This is a genomic window from Flagellimonas lutimaris, assembly GCF_003581615.1.
In the GTDB taxonomy this organism is placed as follows: domain Bacteria; phylum Bacteroidota; class Bacteroidia; order Flavobacteriales; family Flavobacteriaceae; genus Flagellimonas; species Flagellimonas lutimaris.
In genome coordinates this window covers 432,342-454,430 of record NZ_QXFH01000072.1, presented here as the reverse complement: position 1 = coordinate 454,430, position 22,089 = coordinate 432,342, and the positions used below count along the sequence as shown (strand labels likewise).

Here is a 22,089-nt window from a genome sequence, read left to right as displayed (position 1 = left end):
GTAATATAACGCCGGCGATAATATAAATTACGGTATTGTCGCTCCTCATAGGATATCTATTTAAAGGAATAAATCAGGTATGTGTCAAAAGTACGCATTGCAAATTGTTTTTGCCAGAGCGGTACACTTCAAAAACACATCAAAATCCTATCTTTGCGCTGCTAGTAGAAAAAGATGCAAAACATTCACTCCAAAACACTTCAAGATCTCGAGTTCCCAACGGTATTGACACAAATCGCAGCGCGATGCAATACGGAGTTGGGCAAAGAAGATGCCTTGACCATAAAACCGTTCCAACACAAAGAGGAACTTATGAAGGTTTTAGGGCAAACTTCCGAGTATTTGGCCTCTTTTTCCAACGACAACCGTATTCCCAATCATGGTTTCGACCAAATCAATAACGAACTGGGGTTGTTAAAGATTGACAATAGCACCCTGGAAATAGCCGGTTTCCGAAAAATCGGGGGCATCTGCAAAACCCTAGCGATTCATCAGAAATTCTTTAAAAAGTTCAAGGAATACTACCCATTGCTTTTTGATAAAGTGAATGCTTTGGAGTTGCATCCCGAAATTCCAGCAGCCATTGATGATGTAATCGACAAATTCGGTGAAATCAAAGATTCTGCTTCGGATGAACTTCGATACATCCGCAGTCAAATCAATGAAGTTCGTAGTAAAATCAACCAAAGTTTTAACACTGCGCTAGGTCGTTATCAGTCATCCGATTTCTTGGATGAAATCCGCGAATCTGTTGTGGAAAACCGGAGGGTATTGGCCGTTAAGGCCATGCATCGCAAAAAAGTAAAGGGTACCGTTATGGGTACATCCAAGACGGGAAGCATTGTGTACATTGTTCCAGAAGCCACCCTGTCCTACACCCGAGAACTCAGCAATCTGGAGTTTGAGGAAAAAGAAGAAATTCAACGGATTCTCAACAAGCTCACGGACGAGATGCGACCGTATCTGGAATTGTTACGGGAATACCAAACGTATCTTTCGGATACAGACATTACCGCTGCAAAGGCCAAATACGCCAACGAGATGAATGGTTTATTGCCGGAAATCAATGAAGAGCGGGAGATGTACCTTCGTGATGCCTACCACCCACTGCTTTACCTTTCCAACAAACGAAAGAACGAAAAAACCTGGCCACAAACCATAAAACTGCACAAAGAGAACCGAATCATCGTTATCTCTGGACCAAACGCAGGAGGAAAAAGTATTACTTTAAAGACGATTGGGTTGCTTCAGGTAATGCTTCAAAGTGGAATGCTGATTCCAGTACATGAACGCAGTTCTGTTTGCTTTTTCGATAAGATTTTAACAGACATTGGAGATAATCAATCTATTGAAAATCATCTAAGTACGTATAGTTACCGACTCAAGAACATGAACTACTTCTTAAAGAAGTGCAACAATAAAACATTGTTCTTAATAGATGAATTTGGTACGGGTAGTGACCCTGAATTGGGTGGCGCATTGGCGGAAGCTTTTTTAGAGATTTTCTATGAGCGTGATGCTTACGGAGTCATCACCACTCATTATGCAAACCTCAAAGCATTGGCAGACGAATTGCCACACGCGACCAATGCCAATATGCTATTCAACTCAAAAACATTAGAGCCAACCTTTCAACTGGTTTTGGGTGAAGCGGGAAGTTCCTTTACGTTTGAAGTAGCCCAAAAGAACGGTATCCCCTACTCCTTGATCAACAAAGCAAAGAAAAAGATTGAACGAGGAAAGGTCCGGTTTGATGCTACCATTGCCAAACTCCAAAAAGAGCGTAACAAAATGGTGGAGACTGGCTCCAAGCTCAAAGAAGAGGAGTCCAAAGCACGTGAAGAATCGGAACGTTTGGAGCAGCTCAATACAAAAATCAAATCCAAATTGGAGAGTTACCAAGAGATGTACGACCATAACCAGCGTATGATTCAATTGGGCAACAAGATGAACACTGCCGCGGAGAAATATTTTATTGATAAAAAGAAACGCCCGTTGATATCCGAAATGCTCCGCATTGTGGAAACGGAGAATAGCAAACGTAGAAAGACCACTGCCAAAAAAGCAAAGGCGAAACAACAGGAGAAAAAACAGGTTGCCGAAGAGCTTGAACAAAAAATCAAAAAAGTTCGGGTAGAGAAGAAAATCAAAAAGAAAAAGGAAGTCCAGGCCGAAAAGAACAAACCCAGACCTGTATTTAAAATCGGTGACCGCGTTCGCTTAATGGACGGTAAGGCCGTGGGCAGTATCGATACGCTCGAAAAAGGTAAGGCCGTGGTCAATTACGGGATGTTCACTACCAATGTGAGCGTGGACCAATTGGAATTGGTGGAGGCGAAGAAATAATCCTATTTATGATTCTAGTTGGATGCTGAGCGTAGTCGAAGTATGCAACGATGTTTACTATACTGCATCCTACAGCGATGGATTCCTGTTTTCACAGGAATGATAAACCATTAGTTTTGGCAGTCTCCGTCATTTCGAACGTACCGATAACCATCGGGAGTGAGAAATCTAACCCTAAAAGAGATTTCTCGTCGCTACGCTCACTCGAAATGACAAACGCGCTTACATTCAATGTTGACAAATTCGCATCAGTCAATGGATTAGCCTATTGTTTTTGAAGGAATTTTCTGCGAACTTCGTTATCGGTTGATATAAATCACATTGTACTGAGCGCAGTCGAAGTATTAAAAACGATTCATATCTTTTAACGATAACGAAACCCTTCCAATTTTATACCCATCACAAAATCACATCAGCCGTTCCCTTCATTTTTTCCTATCTTGTTTAGCAATTAAAAATAAAGCCAACCTAAACAAAACCATGAAAAAATCAACCCCCTCCTCCAGTAGAAGAAACTTTGTGAAAAACACCGCACTGGCCTCCAGTATTTTTATTGTGCCACGCCACGTGTTGGGCGGTCCGGGCTTTTTAGCCCCCAGCGACCGTTTAAATATTGCCGCCATTGGTGCCGGTGGTAAAGGGGCATCCGACATTGCCAACGCCTCCGTGAATGGCCGTGAAAATGTTGTCGCGCTTTGCGATGTGGATTTTTCGGGCTCAGCAAAACAATCCGTGGAGCGTTTTCCAAAAGCAAAATTGTTCAATGATTATCGTGAAATGCTAGATACAGTTAAAGACATTGATGCAGTCACCATAAGTACTCCAGACCACGTGCATGGACCTGCTGCTGCCAATGCCATGGAGCGCGGCAAGCATGTGTATGTACAAAAACCCATGACCCACAACATCCGTGAAGCAAGAATGCTGACACAAATGGCCCGGGACAAACAAGTAGTGACCCAAATGGGCAACCAAGGAGCATCTAATCCGCTAATAGGCTTGGTACAAAAATGGGTGGATTCAGGAGCATTGGGAAGAATCACCAAAGTAGAAATATGGACCAACCGCCCGGTGTGGCCACAAGGCAATGCAATGCCAGCTGCAGACCCATCCAGCAAGCCAGATGATTTATTTTGGGATTTATGGTTGGGGCCTGCTCCTATTCGTCCTTATACGCCAAATCTTCATCCATTTAATTGGAGAGGCTGGTGGGACTACGGAACAGGTGCTTTAGGTGATGTGGGCTGTCACTTGATCGATATTCCATACCGAACCCTGAAGTTGGGTTATCCTACGGCAGCAGAATGTAGTGTAGGAACCGTATTCTCGCAAATGTGGAATCCAGATTACCATCCAGAAGGTTGTCCGCCCTCTTCATTCATCACCTTAAATTACGAAGCTACAGACAAAACCGCGGCTCCGCTGACCATGACCTGGAGTGATGGAGGCATACGTCCGTCCCACCCCGACATTATTCCTGCAGATAGCGATATAGGGGGACCTGGAAGTTATAATGGTGTTTTGATTCATGGCGAGCACGGGGTAATTTCTACAAACATTAACGACAGTTCACCTTTGACCCCAAAATTGTATATGAGCAACGGTGTTACCGAGTTTGGTCCGGAAGTAGAGGAAATGTTAGAGCCTGAATATGGTCACCAACGCAAATGGGTAGATGCCTGTAAAGCAGGGTTTGGTAGCGAGGAGCACCAAGGCTTGACCTCCTCTTTTGATTATGCCGGCCCTATGACAGAAACCGTGTTAATGGGTAACTTGGCCATACGTAGTTATATGCTACGTAGAGAAAATGATAAAGGCAACATGGAGTTTTATGGTCGTAAAAAACTGCTTTGGGATGGTGAGAACATGAACATCACCAATTTTGATGATGCCAACCAATTTGTGACCCGCACCTATCGTGAAGGTTGGGAAATGTAGATTATTAATCCTTATAATATTTAAAGGGCCGCGTATTGTGGCCATTTTTGTTTCTGGTATTTATAAATTCTATCTCATTTCGAGTGAGCGTAGCGACGAGAAATCTTTATGTAGATTCCCTCTTTCACAAGAATAAAAACAGCCGGCATCAAATGGTTGAACCCCACTTGAGCGGCCGACTGCACATTACAATTCCTTAGTCCTTACAATTGTTGTCGTAAGCTGAATTTTCAAAACCTGAAGGGTTATAAGCCCTATAACATTTCTTAGAGCCTACATAGCCCAACTCCTCATCAACGAGGTCGTTCCAACCAAAATTATAATAGTCAATGGTTACATCTACATTATATGCCCCGGGTGGCACCTGAAATTCCATTTCAGTTTCATCTTTTATGGTAATGAACTCACCTTTCTGCCATTCAGTATCGGCGGGCAAATCACTTCCTCCGTCATAATTGATTTTAACACGTATATTTTTTACATCAAAATCATTGATCACTTTAATTTTGTCGTGGAAATAGTCCTCAGCAGAACAAGTTGTAGCGGTGTAGTCCGTGGAGTACCCCATTTTGGCAATTTTATCATCCTTTAAATACTTAATGGTGTAGGCAATGGGAGCACCGGGGTTGTCCCTACTGTACAGGGCATTTTCACCACCGATTACATCATTGAGGCTTCCCGGTCCTTCTTCAAGGCTTGTACCGGTAATAACTTGCGAAGCAACCTCTGCATTACCACCTATGGTCACTACACTAATAGTAGATTTTTCCAATACTTCCTCATAATCCGAATTTACATCGACCTCACCTTTTTTTGAAACCGCAGCATACTCCAACGCAGCAGCTAAATTGACGGTGGTAATAATTTCTTCGGCCTCCAATCGAATCATAATAATACGACCATAAGAAACAGAACTTACATACGCCGGTGGTGTGCCTGCATTAATTACAGATTCGATATCCGCTAGACTAACATCATCTGCAAATACGGATGCGGGACTTGCTGGCGACTCCATGATTACGTCATAAAACACTTGACGGTACAAAACGGCCGCTGTATTACTGGTTGTTGAGGTACCGTACTGAAATTGTCCCTCGAATGATGAACCTTTGGACCATTCGGCACTTACCCCCAAGTCGAGACTGAATTGTTGTGAAGAATAGGCTGTGGTTGATTCAAAATACGCATCCGAGTCAATTTCATAGCCCTGAGTTGCAATTTCACTGTTCCAGTATTCCAATACTTCATCAATACTGGCATCCACATTGGTGAAACTCGGATTATCTACGGTGACATTCCCGCCTGAGCCAATTCCAGGTAAGAGCACCCTTAACTTGGCAGGTGCACGAGGCACTTGTAACGGTTCCGGGACACCATCCAGCATTCCCGAGTTACCTTTTACCAAAGCTCCTGGATAAATCACACCCAATCCGGGGTCAAAAATGGCAACGTTTTCAAAATTTGAACGAATATTGTAAGAATCCGTACTACAATTTACAGTTATACCAGCCGCTGTTCCGGCAGAACTGTCCAAGTTTTCCGAGCTAGTTCCGGTATCGGATTGTACGTTCAACATTTCATCCGGATTATAACTTAGATTGTTGAGGTAAGTTTTAATGTCTTCGGATTCCTCTTGTTCTTCACCTTGCTCTGGGCCAGGTTCGGTACTTTCTTTGCTACAGCTAGCAACAATGATAAGAGCTAAACTGAAAACCAATATATACATACCGGCTTTAAAATGTGATTGTGTTGTTTTCATAATTATTTGGTTTTTGAGGTTCAACAGGCTCGAAATTAGAGTCATACATCCCTCAAACCTATTTTTGAGTATGGACAAAGTATGGACAGGATAGGAGGACAACATCCAAAACAGCTATGGACAACCCATTTTTTCAAATCACGCCTTTTATCGATTAGCATCAATAATATCAATCCTTTACAGAAGTTTTTACCAGAGTTTGAGGTAGGAAAAACATGGATTTTGTATGGACAAAGTCATTTTTAACATACAAGGGATCCTACTATACAATGGATATAATAGGTATCTTTCTGAACCTCAACCAATATGATATGAAAACAATAACAACCTCGATTCTGTTTTTTTTACTTCCTTTTTGCTGGGCCACAGGTCAAAATAAAATGAATATTGACAGTTTACTATCGGTGTTGAACATTCAACCACTCGATACTATAAAGGTTAAAACGGCCAACAATATCGTCAACTATTATATGTATCGAAATCCCGACAAAGCGAAGGAGTTTGCCCGTATGGAGCTTCAATTATCCACAGAGTTGAACTATGATGAAGGAGTTTCACTTGCCTATTACCAGTTGGGAATTGTATACAACAACTTAGATAAATTGGACTCGGCGAGGTATTACTACAATTCGAGTTTGGACATTGCAGAAAGAATAGAAAACAAAGTACACATTTCACAGGCCCGTAGAGGTTTGGCCATTCTTGAATTTAGTCAAGGTAATTTAAATAAGGCCGATAGTATAAATAATATTGATCTCGACTTTACAATTAAGCAAAAAGACACTATGGGCACTGCTTTGGCATATGATTTCAAGGGCACAATCAATCAGAACAAAGGTTATTATTCCATTGCCTTAGCAAACGTTTTAAAAGGGCTAAAGCTTTTCGAAAAATTACAGGATTCCATCAGAATTGCAGATTCTTACAATCATTTGGCCACCTTGGAGCACAATTTAAAAAATCATCAGATGGCCATCGATTACAACAAAAAGGCCCTTGCCATTTATGAGGATTATAATGATACGTATTACCAAGCGCAAGCTCTAAACGATATCGGTGTGATGTATAAGTCTCTGAAAAATGAAAAAGCGGCCTTGAGTTATTTTGAAAAAAGTATCGTTAAATCCAAAGTTGCCAAAGTTTCTGCATTGGAAGCTGCCGCTTTAACTAATATGGGGTCCACATATATTCAAATGAATGAATACCAAAATGCCATTGAACACTTAAACCAATCCATTGAAATTGCATCGACCATCAATGCCAATAGACGAATAGCGATAGCGAGAAACAAACTGGCTGAGGCCTATATTTCTCTCGGAAAACCCAAACAGGCAAAAAACCTTCTAGCAGAAGTGAAAAAATATGCTCTTGATACGGACAATATGTCCATTTTAAAAAATGCCTTGAAGCTAGAAAGTCAAGCAAATGAGGCTTTGGGCAATTTTCCTTTATCCCTAAAGTCACACAAACAGTATTTAGAACTGAGTGATTCCCTATTGAATCTGGAAAAAATAAAGGAAATTGAAGAGCTGCGGATTATATTTCAGACTGAAAGAAAAGAAGCCGAAATCGCTTTGCAAGTAGAGGAAATCAACACCTTGAACGCAAAAGCCAAAGTAGACAAACTCACCAAAGGACTCTACGCAGGAGGCATGGCCTCTGCCCTAGCCCTATCCGGATTATTGGTATTTGGTTACCGACAACGTATAAAGAAAAACAAGATTGCCAGGGAAAAGCAGGAAGAAATCTACAAACAGGAAATCGCCCACAAGAAGAAGGAACTCACCAGCCAGACCCTGCACTTAGTGCAAAAGAACACCTTTATCCAAGAGTTGATGGAGAACTTGGAGAACATCAAAAATTCCCCCGAAAAGTTTAAAATGGAGTTTAGGCGTATGGTAATGTTGCTCAAAAAAGAAAATGCCTCCGATAAGGATTGGGAAGTCTTTAAAACCTATTTTTCCGAGGTCCATAACGACTTTGACCAAAAGTTAAAAACCATTTACCCGGACATCTCCGAAAAGGAAATCCGCTTGGCGGCTTTTTTACGCATGAATCTCACTACCAAAGAAATTGCCGCTACCCTCAATGTATTGCCAGATAGTATCCTGAAATCCAAATACCGTTTAAAGAAGAAATTAGGACTGGACAAAGCAACCGACCTCAATGATTTCTTGAACGCCATTTAAAAATTAATGTAACATTTTTGATGTTTCTGAGTCATATGTACTCATCATCAAAAAACAATCAGAATGCTAACCTCTAAAATGGCAAATGCATGCTTTGCCCTAATTTTTATTTCTACCCTTTTTCTCATTGGCTCGTGTTCCGACGATAATTCGAGCGATAGTTTGGTAAACGATCAATACCTTTTAATTCCAGACAATCATTTTGAGCAAATACTCATTGATCAAGGCGTGGATACCGATGGTACCGTTAACGGGCAAATGTTGCGAGAAGATGCCGAGCAAGTGCAGCGATTGGATTTAAACCTTAACAGTCACTTTGGCGAAATCGAAAACCTTACGGGTATCGAAGGGTTCACAAACATTACTTTTTTATCTGCAGCTGGACAAAATATTGAAGACATCGACTTAAGTTCCAATACAAAATTGGACACCTTGTACCTTCAGAACAATTACTTGACCACTATGGATATCAGCAACAATGTAAATTTGATAGTAATCGAAGTATTGGTAAACGAACTGCATACCATCACTGGATTGGAACATGCAAGTCAACTTAAAAAGCTGAACGTATCCTATAACTACTTTGAGGATTTTAGTATGACCAATGCATCCATTGAACATTTGCTGATGAGCGATAACCAATTAACATCCTTCGATTCCACCGGAGCACCCAACCTAAAAAGTATTTTGTTGACGACCAATCAACTGAGCACGGTGGATTTAAGCTCCAATCCGTTCTTGGAAACTGTAGTGATTTCCAATAATAGCTTAGATCATATCAATCTCGAAAACAATCCTAACTTGATGTATTTTTATGCCTCTTCCAATGCACTGACCAGTTTGGATGTGAGCCAGAATACATCACTTATCGATTTACGAGTAGATAGAAATCTGGATTTGAGCTGTATTAAAATACAGGGCGGGCAGGAAATACCTACGGTGTCCTTATCCGAATACCAAGAACTGAACGAGGTTTGTGAATAAGCGTTCCTATATTAAAAAACCCATAACCATTTAAACGAACTTTTGTTTTTATAGGATATTTCGCCGAACTTGAAATCCAATAAAAACTCAACCACTTGAAAACAACCACCACCCTCCTATCTTTTGTAGCAATGCTCCTGATGAGCTGTCAAACCGAAAAGAAAGAAAGCACCACAGAAACCTCGACCAAAACTGAAAATTTCACTTCCAACGAGTATCAAGACTTGGTTTCCCTGTTCAAAGAATGGAGAACATTTGAAAATCCTCCACTTTTGGACGGTGCGCCCGATTATACCTCGGAGACCTTTGACAAACGCTGGCCAAGGTTCAAAGAATTGCAGGCAAGCTTACAAGCAATCGACACCACCAACTGGTCCGTGGAAAACCAAGTGGATTGGATGATTGTTTGGGCCGAAATGAACGGCTACGATTTTAACCATCGAATCTTAAAACCTTGGGTGCGCGACCCCGCTTTTTACAAAGCGGTTTGGACCGCCAAAAGCGATGTGCCCGCCCATGAGGGGCCGACCAACCATGGCACAACGGAACTGTGGACCTATGACTTTCCCTTATCCACTGAAGAACGATCTAGACTCCTGAGCGACCTAAATAAAATTACACCTCTCAATACCCAAGCAAAGAAAAACTTGACGGGAAATGCCCGGGATTTATGGGTAACCGGTATTCGGGACATCCAAAACCAGAGTGTGGTGCTCACCGAGTTAAAAAAGAAGGATGCGGTTACAAACGATGCCGAACTGGTTGCCGTTATCGATGATGCCATAGCGTCCACCAACGACCTTGTTTCTTGGCTACAGGCCGAATCTGAATCCAAAACCGGTCCTTCGGGCATTGGCAAGGACAATTACACCTGGTATTTACAAAATGTACACTTGGTGCCCCTCACTTGGGAGGACGAAGTAATGATCCTAAAACGTGAGCTGGCCCGTGCTTGGGCTTCGTTAAAATTGGAAGAGCACAGAAACAGAAACCTACCTGAGTTGGTTGCTGCAGACTCCCCAGAAGCTTATGATAAAATGGCGGATGCCTCTGCCAAAAGTTTGATCAATTTTCTGGAACAACAGGACATTGTTACCGTAAAACCCTATTTTGACCCTGCCCTGCGCGAACATTTGGGGGAATTTATACCCAAGGAGACCCGTAATTTCTTCTCCATTGGCGAGCATTATGATGCCAGACCGCTATACTCCCATTTTTACCATTGGTTTGAACTCGCCCGCATGGATATTGAACCCCATAAAAGTGAGATACGAAAAGGCCCTTTATTATATAATATTTGGGATTCGAGAAACGAGGGAACCGCCACCGCCGTGGAAGAAATGTTTATGCAAGCGGGTCTGTACGACGATAGCCCACGAACCAAAGAAATCGTTTATATTATGATTGCGCAGCGTGCGGCCAGAGGTTTGGGATCGTTATATGCCCACGCCAACGAAATGACCATGGAAGAAGCCGGAGGGATTCACAGTGAATACACGCCGCGCGGGTGGATGAAAACCGAAAAGGAACTGCTCATTTTTGAGCAACACCTCTATTTGCGCCAACCCGGGTATGGCTCCAGTTACATAACCGGTAAATATTTGTTGGAAGCTGCCTTGGCCGATTATGCCCGACAAAAAGAGCTACAGGGCGAACCCTTTGCCCCGAAAGACTTTTTTGATACCCTGAACAGTATCGGCAACATCCCTATTTCGTTGGGCCATTGGCAAATGACGGGCTCCAAGGACCATTTAAAGATCATTACAGAATAAAAACAACAGGAAAGAGGGCGCAAAGGCCCTCCCACCCTTCACCCTTCGCCAACAATACCCTCAACACACTCCCACAGCCCTTTTATAAGGTAGAGTGCGTCCTTTTCTTCCTCATCAATAGGTTCGGTAGAGTGGTACACGGCAATATCGTGCAGCAGTTTTAGGGATTTTACCAGATGGGGACCATCCAGCGCATCGGCGTAGTCTAGCAATTGTACTTGGGCCGGGCTGAGCATGTGGGAAATTTTGGGAACGCTTTGCGCATGTGCGCTACTGCCTTGGGGGCAGTTTTTTTCTTGACCTTCTCCGTTTCGCATAATAGAGTGATTAAAAAAGTTAAACAAATGAGGATAGGTCACCGCGAAACGTATCAAAGCTATGCCCTGAGTGGTCTTCGGGACTTGCACCCGTTTGCCTATCCTTTATCTTCTATTTAAGACATGTAGAGGTTGGAGGGCAATAAAATAAATACGTTTCGCACTCCAAATATACATTTTATCCGGAAACAAGAAATAGGGGTTCGTTGATAACTTCTTACAACTCCTTTGGTTAGCATATTGTTTTTGAAGGAATTTTCGGTGAAATTTAGTAGCTTGACAAAACCTTTTCGGTATACGTCGACTTAATGGGTCATATCATAAAATGGATTGCATAAAAAATGTTGAGAAGACTTAAAATAGAAAATTATAGATGTTTCGAATTGACAATAGTTGATTTTGAAGATATTTCAATTCTTGTTGGCAAGAATAATGCTGGCAAGTCAACCTTAATTGAAGTTCTTAGGATAATTGCAATTATTGCTTCAAGATGCACAAATTTAAATTATAAAGTTTCACCGGATTGGCTAGACTTAAACCCTAAATATGTTGGGGTCTCCCCTTCGATTGCTCAATTAAACATTTCTACAAAAAACTTGTTTCATATGTATGGTGATTCACCTGCAATTTTAACCATAAATTTCAGTAATAAATCAAAGTTTGAAATTTATGTAGGTGAGGAAGCAGATGTTTTTGCAGTAATATATGATCAAAAAGGCAACATTGTATCATCAAAATCACAAGCAAGAAGAATTAATATTCGGGAAGTTAATATTCTGCCTCAAATTTCACCATTACAAGAGTCTGAAACTGTCTTAAAGTATAAAACAGTACAGTCAGGAATAGATACATATCTTAGTTCAAGACACTTTAGAAATCAAATCAAATATAATTATGAGTTCTTTCCAAAATTCAAAGAATTAGCAGAATCAACTTGGAAAGGTTTAGGTGTACGAGATTTAAATGGGAGAACTGCCTTCGAAGGCAGACCTCTTAGTTTAATTATTACAGATAGTAACTTTTCAGCCGAAATTGGTTGGATGGGACATGGGCTTCAAATGTGGCTCCAAACCATGTGGTTTCTAAGCAAAAGTAGCGATAATTCAACCGTAATTTTAGATGAACCTGATGTTTATATGCATGCTGATTTGCAAAGAAAGCTGATACGGTTATTAAAGGGAAAATATAAGCAGATAATAATTGCCACTCACTCTGTTGAAATAATGTCGGAAGTAGAGCCGGATAACATATTGCCAGTTGATTCATCAAAAAAACGATTGGATTATGCAATTGATTCACCTGTGGTCCAACAAATAATCGAAAATATCGGTAGTGTGCATAATTTGGAAATCGCCAGAATGTTTTCCCATAAGAAGTTTTTAATCGTTGAAGGAGATAACGATGATACAAAAATATTAGGAATCCTTAGAGATGTCCTGTATGAGAATACCAATGATCCAATTGATACAATTCCCAAAACTTTTGTTGAGGGTTGGGGAGGTTGGCAACGAGTAATTGGCTCAAATAAAGTTTTTAAAGACAGTAAAATAGACATTAAAACATATTGTATACTGGATTCCGATTATCACGTAGATGAAGACAAAATTAAAAGATACCAAGAGGCCCAAAAACATGATATAAATTTGCACATATGGCAAAGAAAAGAAATAGAAAACTATTTACTTATACCAGATGCCATACTAAGAATTATCCAAGATAATGATAAAAAGACCCAAATAACTAAGCAAGAAATAGAAGATAAAATTGATAACATAGCCGATAGTTTTAAAGAAGAAGTAACCGATAACTACGCAACAGAGATTTCACAAAGAGACAGAAGTTTATCAATTAAAACTGTTAATTCAAAAGCAAGAGAAATAGTTTCTGGAAGCTGGGGGGAAAAGAAATTATGTTTAATTCCAGGGAAGAAAACAATTAAAAAACTTAGTAAATGGACACATAAAAATTATGGTGTTTCCCTCAACTCATTCAAAATAAGTCGCAATATTAAAAAGTCTGAAATCAATTCAGAAGTAGTCGAAGTGCTAAACAAGATTGAATCAAACCAAAAATTCACATATCCCAATAGCGAATAATTCTTATTACTTGACTGTAAGACAAACAAATTAAAGGCATCTACTACGTTAATAATTCTATCTTGTGGGGCGCCTGGTTTACACCTTCCATTGTCATTTCGACATGAGGAGCACGGCGACGATTGAGAAATCTCCTGTAACCATTCCGGTTTCTCACACTCCCTTCGGTCGGTTCGAAATGACGACGATTTTATTCCATTTAGGGAGGGTTACAACCAATCACCATATTTCATTGTTCCCTCCTCCCCTAAACTAAATTCCCTACTTTTAAGAAAAGAAGTGTAATGAAGATCGAACACATTGCCATATGGACCTCGGATTTAGAAAAAATGAGAGATTTTTATCTGCGTTTTTTCGAATTGGAATCCAATGAAAAATATTACAATCCAAAGAAAGAATTCAGTTCCTATTTCTTGTCATTTGAAAAAGGAGCACGAATCGAATTAATGCACAGACCCGATATTTCTGAATTTATGGATAATAGGGACACCAAACTTGGCCTGACCCATTTTGCCATATCCGTCGGTTCAAAGAAAAAAGTAGATACTCTTACGGAAAAAATACGGAAAAACGGATTCAAGGTCATCGGAGAACCTAGAACAACTGGAGATGGATATTATGAAAGTGTTATTGCCGACCCAGAAGGAAAATGGATCGAAATAACGGAGTAAACCGTCACACAATACTGCCCATGGCTCATTCCCACCTCCCATCCTAAACTAAATTCCCTACTTTTAAGAAAACTAATAACGAAGGGGGAATAGTTTCGTCCTGTGGCCTTGGCCCGCTGGAAAATCGCACCGGCCCGCGCCGTAGCTCACCAGCCGCCAGCCACAACGAAATCATAGTCGAGACCGTTGGGCAACATTTAAAAGTGAAATATGATTGAAAAACTTGGAGAAAAAATAACGTACCTATTTTTAAAATTTATGCCAAATGCATTTGTTTTTGCAATACTCTTAACTTTCATAACCGCTATTGGAACTTATCTTTGGTTGGACGTGACACCCATGAAAATCATAACTTCTTGGTATGATGGTTTTTTTGATTTATTAGGGTTTGCGATGCAAATTGTTTTAATTATTATTACCGGTTTCAGCATTGCCTTGTCCCCTATAATAAAAAGAGGAATAGATTCCCTTGCTCGACATATTAATTCCCCAAGACAGGTATATTTTTTAGTTGTTTTCTTAGGTTTATTATTAACTCTAGTAAGTTTTGGATGGATAGTTATCACTTGTGTTTTAGCAAGAGAATTGGCGTTACGTGTGAAGGGCGTTAACTATCCTTTTTTGATTGGCTGTGTTTACCTTTCTATGTCTAGCTGGGTTTCGGGATTATCAAGTACAATTCCTTTGCTATTAAATACAGAAAATAATTTTTTAATTAATTCTGGTGTATTGACCGAAGTTATCCCTACCTCTTATACCCTCGGTTCCATCCTAAATATCTCAATGATTATCACCTCACTTATTGCTGCTCCTTTAATTCTACTTATACTAAGTCCCAAAACACCGAAAAATAAAGAGATTACAGATTTAATGATCGTAGATGAAAATTCAAAAAGACAAACAATTGAAGAAGAAGCATTAAGTCAAAAACTTCCATTTAAATCATATTCTGATAAGCTAAACAATAGTTTTATCCTTCAGATGATTATTGTAATAATGGGGCTTGTTTATATCATACGCCATTTTATTACAAAAGGGATTGATTTGAATTTCAACATAATGATTTTTATATTTTTAATTTTTGGTTTATTACTACACAAAACACCGATGCGTTATGTTATTTCAATGAAAAAAGCAAGTAGTAATATTTCTGGAATTTTATTTCAATATCCTTTTTACGCTGGTATAATGGGAATAATGTTGTTTACCGGATTAGGTGAAAAACTTGGGCAAATATTAGCATCACAAGCTAGTATACACTCTTACCCATTTTTTGCCTACTTAACCGGAGCGTTTGTCAATTTTGCAATACCATCGGCTGGAGGTGAATTTGCAGTTGTAGGTCCAAGTATAATCAATGCTGTAAAAGAAATAGGCACAGGGTTGCCGACGGAAGTAGTAACAGAAATGATTGCAAGAGCCTCTTTATCTGTAGCATATGGAGAAAGTTTAAGCAATATGCTTCAACCTTTTTACTTGTTACTGGTATTCCCTATTATGGCGGCAGGTATTAAAATACAAGCTCGAGATATTATGGGGTATTTAGTGTTACCCTTCATTTTGCTCTTCATTATACAATCTGTTCTAGTTACATTTTGTCCGTTTTAATTAAATTCAAGTAAAAAAGATAATGGTATTAAGAAAAACGACTGCCCAACACTGAATAAAATTAATTGCTAGTAAAAGCCTACTTACGAAAAACCTAGCGGATTTTCTATTCGGTTTGTACTTGCTAAATTAGGCGCTTAAACAACGTAACTAATCTTATACAAATACGTTATAGGTAACACCTCACAAAACCTCAACTCTATTTTTCAGAGAGTATTTAATACTAAGTTTTCAGGAAATTTATTAAGAAGTAAAATCAATACCAAAGAGATTCAGCCTATTCGAGTAGACCTTTATCCTTTAACAATGTCTTTATCAAATTCTCCATTTGTTCAATTTCAGACTGTAGTTTCGTTTGTTGCTTTGTGACAAAATGAAAGGTATTTAATGTGAAAACGACACAAGTGAAGAACAGATATAATGTCTTAGAAGAGATAGAGAAGTTTATTTGGTCAGATATTGTTATTTACCATACACCTATTTGGTGGTTTTCTATACCCTTTAATTTTAAAAAGTATTTAGATGAGGTTTTAACGGCTGGTTACGGTAATGGCTTGTGGACAAGAGACGGTAGACTTAAAAAATCCAGAAATCAACTACGGGACAGGTGGTTTATTACATGGCAAGCAATACATTTTAACTAGTAGCTGGAATGCCCCTCAAGGTGCATTTACCTTACCTAATGAATTTTTTAAAGAGATAAGTGTTGAAAATGGTCCATTATAAAGTAACATCTAAGATCAGTTTTGCATTTAATCGAATAAAGCCAATGATATGAAAACAACTGTAGAGTATATTAAAACCACTCCCGACCCATATAAGTCATATCATTTAGCACAAGGTTATAAAGTAGGTAATATGCTATACATTTCTGGTCAAACGGCTTATGGGGATGATGGCAAATTAGTAGGGATAAATAATTTTGACATTCAAGCAGCACAAACCTTTAAAAACTTAAAAAGAGTTTTGGTAGCAGGAGGTTCGAGCATAGAAAATGTTATTAAAGTAACCATTTTTTTAAAAGATATGAGCAACTTTAATAAAATTGTAGCCTTACGTCACGAGCATTTTACATCACCTTACCCAGCAGATTCAATAGTGGAAATAAGCTCATTATATTCAGCAGATGCTCTGATAGAAATTGAAGCCGTAGCAGTATCCAATAATGCCATTCAGAGAATACAATAGTAACTTAAAATTAATAACAATGAAAACCATTTTACATATTGACGCGAGTGCCAGATTAACCACAAATTCAGTAGAAGAATACAACTCCATATCAAAATCAATCGCAGCATCCTTCATCAACAAATGGAAGGAAAATAACCCAACAGATAAAATTATCCATAGAGATGTTGGGGTTAATCCACCTAATTTTATTACACAAGACTGGATCGCGGCTGTTTTTACTCCGGATGAAGTAAAAACTAAAGAGCAAAGAGCACTGTTATCATTATCAGATACTTTAATAAATGAATTAGAACAAGCTGATATTATTGTGATGTCTTCACCTATGTATAATTATGGTTTACCCGCAGCATTAAAAGCTTGGTTTGATCAAGTGATTCGAATAAACAAAACATTTAGTTTTGATTTAACTCGCGGAGATCATCCGTTAGAGCCAATAATGTCAGGAAAAACAATGGTGTTGGCAACATCTTGTGGCGAATTTGGTTTTGGTCCAGGCGGTATTAATGAAAAAAAGAACCATCTCGGAACACATATAGAGACAATGAGCCATTATTTAGGAATAGATACCTTTTATGAGATAAATGCCGAATACCAAGAATTTAACGATGATAGACATAAGGAATCCGTTCAAAACGCGCACACTAAAGCTAAAGAACTAGCTTCTACATTGAGTAATTCTTATATCTCCACTCTACAATAGAATCAAAAAAATACTACCTATAACAGTTTATATAAAACATAGGGCGTTTGTGTGCTAACTCAAACGCCTTTCTTATTTAAAAAGTCCGCTAAATATAAAACTTGCGTTTACGAGAAAACAAAAGCAAAACATTTTAAATTTAACTACGTATCACCTATAAACAAAGGACTATCTTCCGCACTACGTTTCATATACCAACCATTGGTAAAAGCTAAGTTTCTAATCAAATTTTAAAATTCGGGCAACTCTTTTAAAAAATTTCACGTCTTTAGTAGTAGAGACCTAAATAACTGAATGTTAAAAAATCGAAGACGATGCTGGAAAACCCAAAAGTGAACATCAAAATAAAACTAGCTGCATTATGGACCTCTGTTACCTTATGCTATTTATATGGAGATTACTTTGAGCTGTATACGCCAGGTAAAGTCAATAGCTTAATTTCAGGCGAAAATAATCTGGACAGTCCCATCAAACTACTGATAGCATCCATAATTTTGGCAATCTCTTCACTGATGGTTGCAGCATCGGTTATTCTCAAACCCAAAATAAACCGAATTCTTAATATCATATTTGGTTCCTTATTTACCCTAATGATGGTGGTTATAGGAATTTATTCAACCCATGAATGGTATTTATTTTATGTGTTTTTGGCCTTTTTAGAAAGTATGGTAACTGCCTTAATTGTTTGGTATGCTTGGAAATGGCCTAAAGAGCAATAAAATCATAAGAAAAAAGCACAAACGAATTACAAAAAGAACAGAAGCCTATTGCAAAAAAAGGCTGTAATGCATTGCTCCACACTCCCTTAAACTAAATTCCCCGCTACCGCAAGATTGTATATTGTGGGGCACTTCGTTTACACCGCCCATTGTCATTTCGACATGAGGAGCACGGCGACGATTGAGAAATCTCCTGTAACCATTCAGATTTCTCACACTCCCTTCGGTCGGTTCGAAATGACAAGTATCCAATTCATTAAAAATCCTATCTTTAGAGAAACCAACCGCTTGTGATTAAATTCTTTAGGAAAATCCGTCAACAACTACTCTCTGAAAACAAGTTTGGAAAATACCTGACCTATGCCATTGGAGAAATCGTGCTAGTGGTTATTGGAATTTTGATTGCTTTACAGATTAATAATTGGAATGAAGCCAAAAAGGACCGAGCCTATGAAGTGAAAATGTTATCAGAAATCAAAAGAGGGTTGAAGGGAGACCAAATTAACTTACAAGAGCAAATTCAGGCTTATGAAGCTCTAAAGAATACGGTAGATCATTTTACAAGCTTGACTCAAAATAGGGTTACTTTTCATGATTCTTTGCAGTCCGAATTATGGAATTTAAATATTGGAAGATATTATCAGTTCAATACTGGCCCCTATGAAGCATTAAAAACTTCTGGAATAGATCGTGTTTCCAATGATAGTCTACGAAATCACTTAATAAATTTCTTTGATTTCGAGTTGATATTGTTTAAAACTCAAATTGACCATGCAACAAGACGATATAGGTCCAATGTAGAACAATTGCTCTCACTTCGTGAGTTTCCATATCTTGATGAAAATAACAATTGGATAGTTAACCGTATTCCTAACGATATCTTACAAAAACCAGAATTTATTTGGCTTCTTGCAGATATTGAATGGAGAGCATCCAGTGCGAAAAATACCATCGAAAAATTCACCCCAAAGATAGATGCTCTATTACATCAGGTAAATAATGAAATTGATAAATAATGATAGCACAACAATGGCTTTGATTCATTGTTACCCTCCCATCCTAAACTAAATTCCCTACTTTTAAGACAACAAACAATCATAGCCAAGAACATGATAGCATGTTTGTAAAAACTGAGGGATATGCTAAACCCAAAAGGCTTATTAAAATTTCTTCCTACCATAGGAATACTGGTGTTCATCGGTATTTACATTTATGCTTCCAAACTATACCCTGGCGGTTCGCTGGCAGATATAAATTCAGCAGGTTTTGATTGGCTCAACAATCATTGGTGCAACTTAATGCGTGAAAACGGCTTGAATGGGGTTCAAAATCAAGCAAGACCCGTTGCCATTGCAGGTATAACTATCCTTTGCGGTAGTATGATCATCTTTTTCTTTCAGTTTGCAGATCACTTTGAAAAAAGCAGAAATTGGAAAATAATAATTAGAATTTCGGGGACTGTAGGAATGTTATCAGCAAGTTTCATTTTTACCAAATACCACGATATTATGACAACTATCTTAAGTGTATTTGGCACCTTGGTGATCATTGGAATGTTACGAGCACTTCACAAAAACCAATTAACCGTTTTAATGGTAATGGGTGTGTTTTGTATGATTATTGTTGGGTTAAACAACTTCTTTTACTACAATGAAAATCTAACTCAATATTCTCCTATAGTTCAGAAAACCGCTTTTTTACTGATACTTTCCTGGACGGTTTGCCTTAATTTAACCATTAATAAAAGTGTGCTGAAACAATGGCTATAATGCATTGTTTCCTCCTTCCTTAAACTAAATTCCCTGCTTTTAAAAAAGAGAGGGAACTGACGATCGTCATTGCTAAAACGGGTTTGAATAGATAGCTTTAAAGGTTATTAAATATTTAACTATCAATCAATTACAAATTCTTTTCAGTCATGAAATACAATACCATTATTATAGGAGGCGGACTGGCAGGATTAACCGCTGGAGCAACGCTTTCAAAATTTGGCAAAAAAGTTCTTTTATTGGAGCAGCATCATAAGCCTGGTGGCTGCGCAACCACATTTAAGCGAGGAGATTTTATTATAGAAGTTGGTTTACACGAAATGAGTGGACTAACCGAAAATGGTTCAATAACGCGAATATTTAAAATGCTCGACGTACAAAAACATGTGGATTTCGAAAAAGTACCTGAGTTTTATGGGGTGGTTTCAGATAAAGAAGATTTTGTGATGCCACATGGATATGATGCAGCTACCAAGGCGTTGATCGATAAATACCCTGAAGAAGAAAAAGGCATCAAACGTTTTATGAAGTTGATAGCAGGAACCCGAAAGGATGCTACCAGTCTTCCACGTTCCCCTTTGGTACAAAAACTGATTTATCCATTGATGCCATTGCTTTACCCGAATCTTGTAGAGGCAACTAAACATACCGTTGGGTCTTGGTTAGATAAGTACATTACCAATGAAGATGCAAAACTAGATCTCATAGCTCATATTGTGTATTGGGGAGATGATCCTTACACATTATCCATGTTCTACTTTGCCATACCATTTTCAGGCTTCATTGAAAATGGTGGCCACTTTATAAAAGGTGGGTCACAACAGCTTTCCAATTACCTTGCTTCTTATATAGAAAATAACGGCGGTACCGTGCTATTGGGTAAAAAGGCGGAAAAAATCATCACGGAAAACGGTAAGGTAACCGGAGTTATGTTCCGTGATAGTTTTAATAAGAATTCAGAACCGATTACTATTTTATGTAACAATGTGATAGCCAATTGTGCCATTCCTTTGGTACCATCGATGTTGGATGAGCCATATTCGACTCAGCTTCAACAAAAAATAAGTTCAAAAACGAATTCATGTTCGCTGTTATGCATGTATCTGGGGTTCAATACTGATGTGAAAAAGTTTGGTGTAAAATACTATTCGAACGTTTTTCAAGGAGATGGTGTAATGGCCTTAAAGGATATAAAAAATAACCATCATGGTGATTGGTCTAAACGTAGGTTCATTTTTGTTGATTATAATAAAGTAGACGCTGGTTTGGCACCACCTAACAAATCTGAAGGTGTAATTTGTACTGTGGACTATATTGAAGACTGGGAAACTTTAAGCAAAGAAGAGTACGATGCCAAAAAAGAAGAAGTAGCCCAAATTTTATTGCAACGTTTGGAAAACCAATATCCAGGGATTCGAAATAGTATAGCGTACTACGAAGTATCCACATCCAAGACCATTGAACGCTATACGCTGAACCCAAGTGGTTCGGTTTATGGCTATGCCCAAACTAAAGACCAGATAGCCAGTAAGCGATTTAGAAACAATTTCTTGATTCCCAATGTATACTTTGCATCGGCATGGGCTTTCCCAGGAGGTGGTTTTGAAGGGTCAATTCAGGGAGGTTTCTTGGCTGCATTGCAAATGAGCCAGGACAAAATTTGGTCGGAATGTGATGATGAAAAGTATTTTGATGACAGGGTGGTTCAGTTATTGGAACGCAAAACAATAGATGACAATATACTGGAATTGTCCTTTGCCAAACCAGCCTCTTTTGAAAATCTGCACGGTGAACATGCTATTCTAGAACTTATGAACCCGAAAGAATCAACGCTAGATTTACCATATCGCTGGCTTCCGATAGATTCCAATGGGAAGGACAAAAAGTTAAGATTCCAAATTAAAACGGATAACAGTAGCTTCTCTAAAAGTTGCAAACTTATCAACATTGGAGATGAAGCTATTGTGTATGGACCTTTGGATTAGTAAAAAATAGTATGAAAGCGCAACAATGGTTTTAACCCATCGCTC

17 protein-coding genes and 1 pseudogene are annotated in these 22,089 nt (G+C 38.7%); 16 read left to right on the top strand and 2 right to left on the bottom strand.

Going from position 1 to position 22,089, the window contains the following annotated elements; genetic code table 11:
• The first annotated feature begins 174 nt into the window (after nt 1-174).
• Entirely contained in the window at nt 175-2,346 is a 2,172-nt protein-coding gene (locus D2V08_RS11875) for an endonuclease MutS2 (protein WP_119608351.1), read from the top strand.
• Nucleotides 2,347-2,826: 480 nt separating this feature from the next.
• Nucleotides 2,827-4,284, top strand: a complete 1,458-nt coding sequence (locus D2V08_RS11870; protein ID WP_119608350.1) for a Gfo/Idh/MocA family protein — start codon at nt 2,827-2,829, stop codon at nt 4,282-4,284.
• A 196-nt stretch (nt 4,285-4,480) separates the two neighbouring features.
• Here D2V08_RS11870 and D2V08_RS11865 read toward each other — a convergent pair whose 3' ends face one another.
• A complete protein-coding gene (locus D2V08_RS11865) occupies nt 4,481-6,043 on the bottom strand; it encodes a thiol-activated cytolysin family protein (protein WP_182835530.1) in 1,563 nt (520 codons plus the stop codon).
• Between the two features lie 311 nt (nt 6,044-6,354).
• Between D2V08_RS11865 and D2V08_RS11860 the strand changes: the two genes are divergently transcribed.
• From D2V08_RS11860 to D2V08_RS11850, 3 genes are all read left to right on the top strand, one after another.
• Entirely contained in the window at nt 6,355-8,232 is a 1,878-nt protein-coding gene (locus tag D2V08_RS11860; RefSeq protein ID WP_182835529.1) for a tetratricopeptide repeat protein, read from the top strand.
• A gap of 63 nt (nt 8,233-8,295) precedes the next feature.
• On the top strand, nt 8,296-9,216 hold the full coding sequence (locus tag D2V08_RS11855; RefSeq protein WP_220473402.1) for a leucine-rich repeat domain-containing protein: 921 nt from the start codon (nt 8,296-8,298) through the stop codon (nt 9,214-9,216).
• Nucleotides 9,217-9,311: 95 nt separating this feature from the next.
• Nucleotides 9,312-10,988, top strand: a complete 1,677-nt coding sequence (locus D2V08_RS11850) for a hypothetical protein (RefSeq protein WP_119608347.1) — start codon at nt 9,312-9,314, stop codon at nt 10,986-10,988.
• 38 nt (nt 10,989-11,026) lie between these two features.
• Here the strand turns inward: D2V08_RS11850 and D2V08_RS11845 are convergent, their stop codons facing one another.
• Nucleotides 11,027-11,305: a hypothetical protein gene (locus D2V08_RS11845; RefSeq protein ID WP_119608346.1), complete on the bottom strand. Its 279-nt coding sequence runs from the start codon at nt 11,303-11,305 to the stop codon at nt 11,027-11,029.
• 341 nt (nt 11,306-11,646) lie between these two features.
• Between D2V08_RS11845 and D2V08_RS11840 the strand changes: the two genes are divergently transcribed.
• The 11 genes and pseudogenes from D2V08_RS11840 to D2V08_RS11795 all read left to right on the top strand — a co-directional run bounded on the left by D2V08_RS11840 (nt 11,647) and on the right by D2V08_RS11795 (nt 22,044).
• Nucleotides 11,647-13,401, top strand: a complete 1,755-nt coding sequence (locus D2V08_RS11840; RefSeq protein ID WP_119608345.1) for an ATP-dependent nuclease — start codon at nt 11,647-11,649, stop codon at nt 13,399-13,401.
• A 284-nt stretch (nt 13,402-13,685) separates the two neighbouring features.
• Entirely contained in the window at nt 13,686-14,072 is a 387-nt protein-coding gene (locus D2V08_RS11835) for a VOC family protein (protein WP_119608344.1), read from the top strand.
• A gap of 210 nt (nt 14,073-14,282) precedes the next feature.
• Nucleotides 14,283-15,680, top strand: a complete 1,398-nt coding sequence (locus D2V08_RS11830; RefSeq protein ID WP_119608343.1) for a short-chain fatty acid transporter — start codon at nt 14,283-14,285, stop codon at nt 15,678-15,680.
• A 389-nt stretch (nt 15,681-16,069) separates the two neighbouring features.
• Nucleotides 16,070-16,192: pseudogene (locus tag D2V08_RS17595) on the top strand (NAD(P)H-dependent oxidoreductase); the annotation flags it as partial.
• A gap of 37 nt (nt 16,193-16,229) precedes the next feature.
• A complete protein-coding gene (locus D2V08_RS17590) occupies nt 16,230-16,406 on the top strand; it encodes a hypothetical protein (RefSeq protein ID WP_245980577.1) in 177 nt (58 codons plus the stop codon).
• 48 nt (nt 16,407-16,454) lie between these two features.
• Nucleotides 16,455-16,868 (top strand): RidA family protein, encoded by a 414-nt coding sequence (locus tag D2V08_RS11820; RefSeq protein ID WP_119608342.1) that lies wholly within the window; start codon nt 16,455-16,457, stop codon nt 16,866-16,868.
• A gap of 19 nt (nt 16,869-16,887) precedes the next feature.
• Nucleotides 16,888-17,571 carry an FMN-dependent NADH-azoreductase gene (locus tag D2V08_RS11815; protein WP_119608402.1) on the top strand — a complete coding sequence of 228 codons (684 nt, stop codon included), beginning with the start codon at nt 16,888-16,890 and terminating at the stop codon, nt 17,569-17,571.
• 314 nt (nt 17,572-17,885) lie between these two features.
• Nucleotides 17,886-18,290, top strand: coding sequence for a DUF6326 family protein (locus D2V08_RS11810; RefSeq protein WP_119608341.1), 405 nt, complete (start codon nt 17,886-17,888; stop codon nt 18,288-18,290).
• Nucleotides 18,291-18,580: 290 nt separating this feature from the next.
• Nucleotides 18,581-19,306 (top strand): DUF6090 family protein, encoded by a 726-nt coding sequence (locus D2V08_RS11805; protein WP_119608340.1) that lies wholly within the window; start codon nt 18,581-18,583, stop codon nt 19,304-19,306.
• A 123-nt stretch (nt 19,307-19,429) separates the two neighbouring features.
• On the top strand, nt 19,430-20,059 hold the full coding sequence (locus D2V08_RS11800; RefSeq protein ID WP_119608339.1) for a hypothetical protein: 630 nt from the start codon (nt 19,430-19,432) through the stop codon (nt 20,057-20,059).
• A gap of 149 nt (nt 20,060-20,208) precedes the next feature.
• Nucleotides 20,209-22,044 carry a phytoene desaturase family protein gene (locus D2V08_RS11795; RefSeq protein ID WP_119608338.1) on the top strand — a complete coding sequence of 612 codons (1,836 nt, stop codon included), beginning with the start codon at nt 20,209-20,211 and terminating at the stop codon, nt 22,042-22,044.
• Nucleotides 22,045-22,089 lie beyond the last annotated feature (45 nt).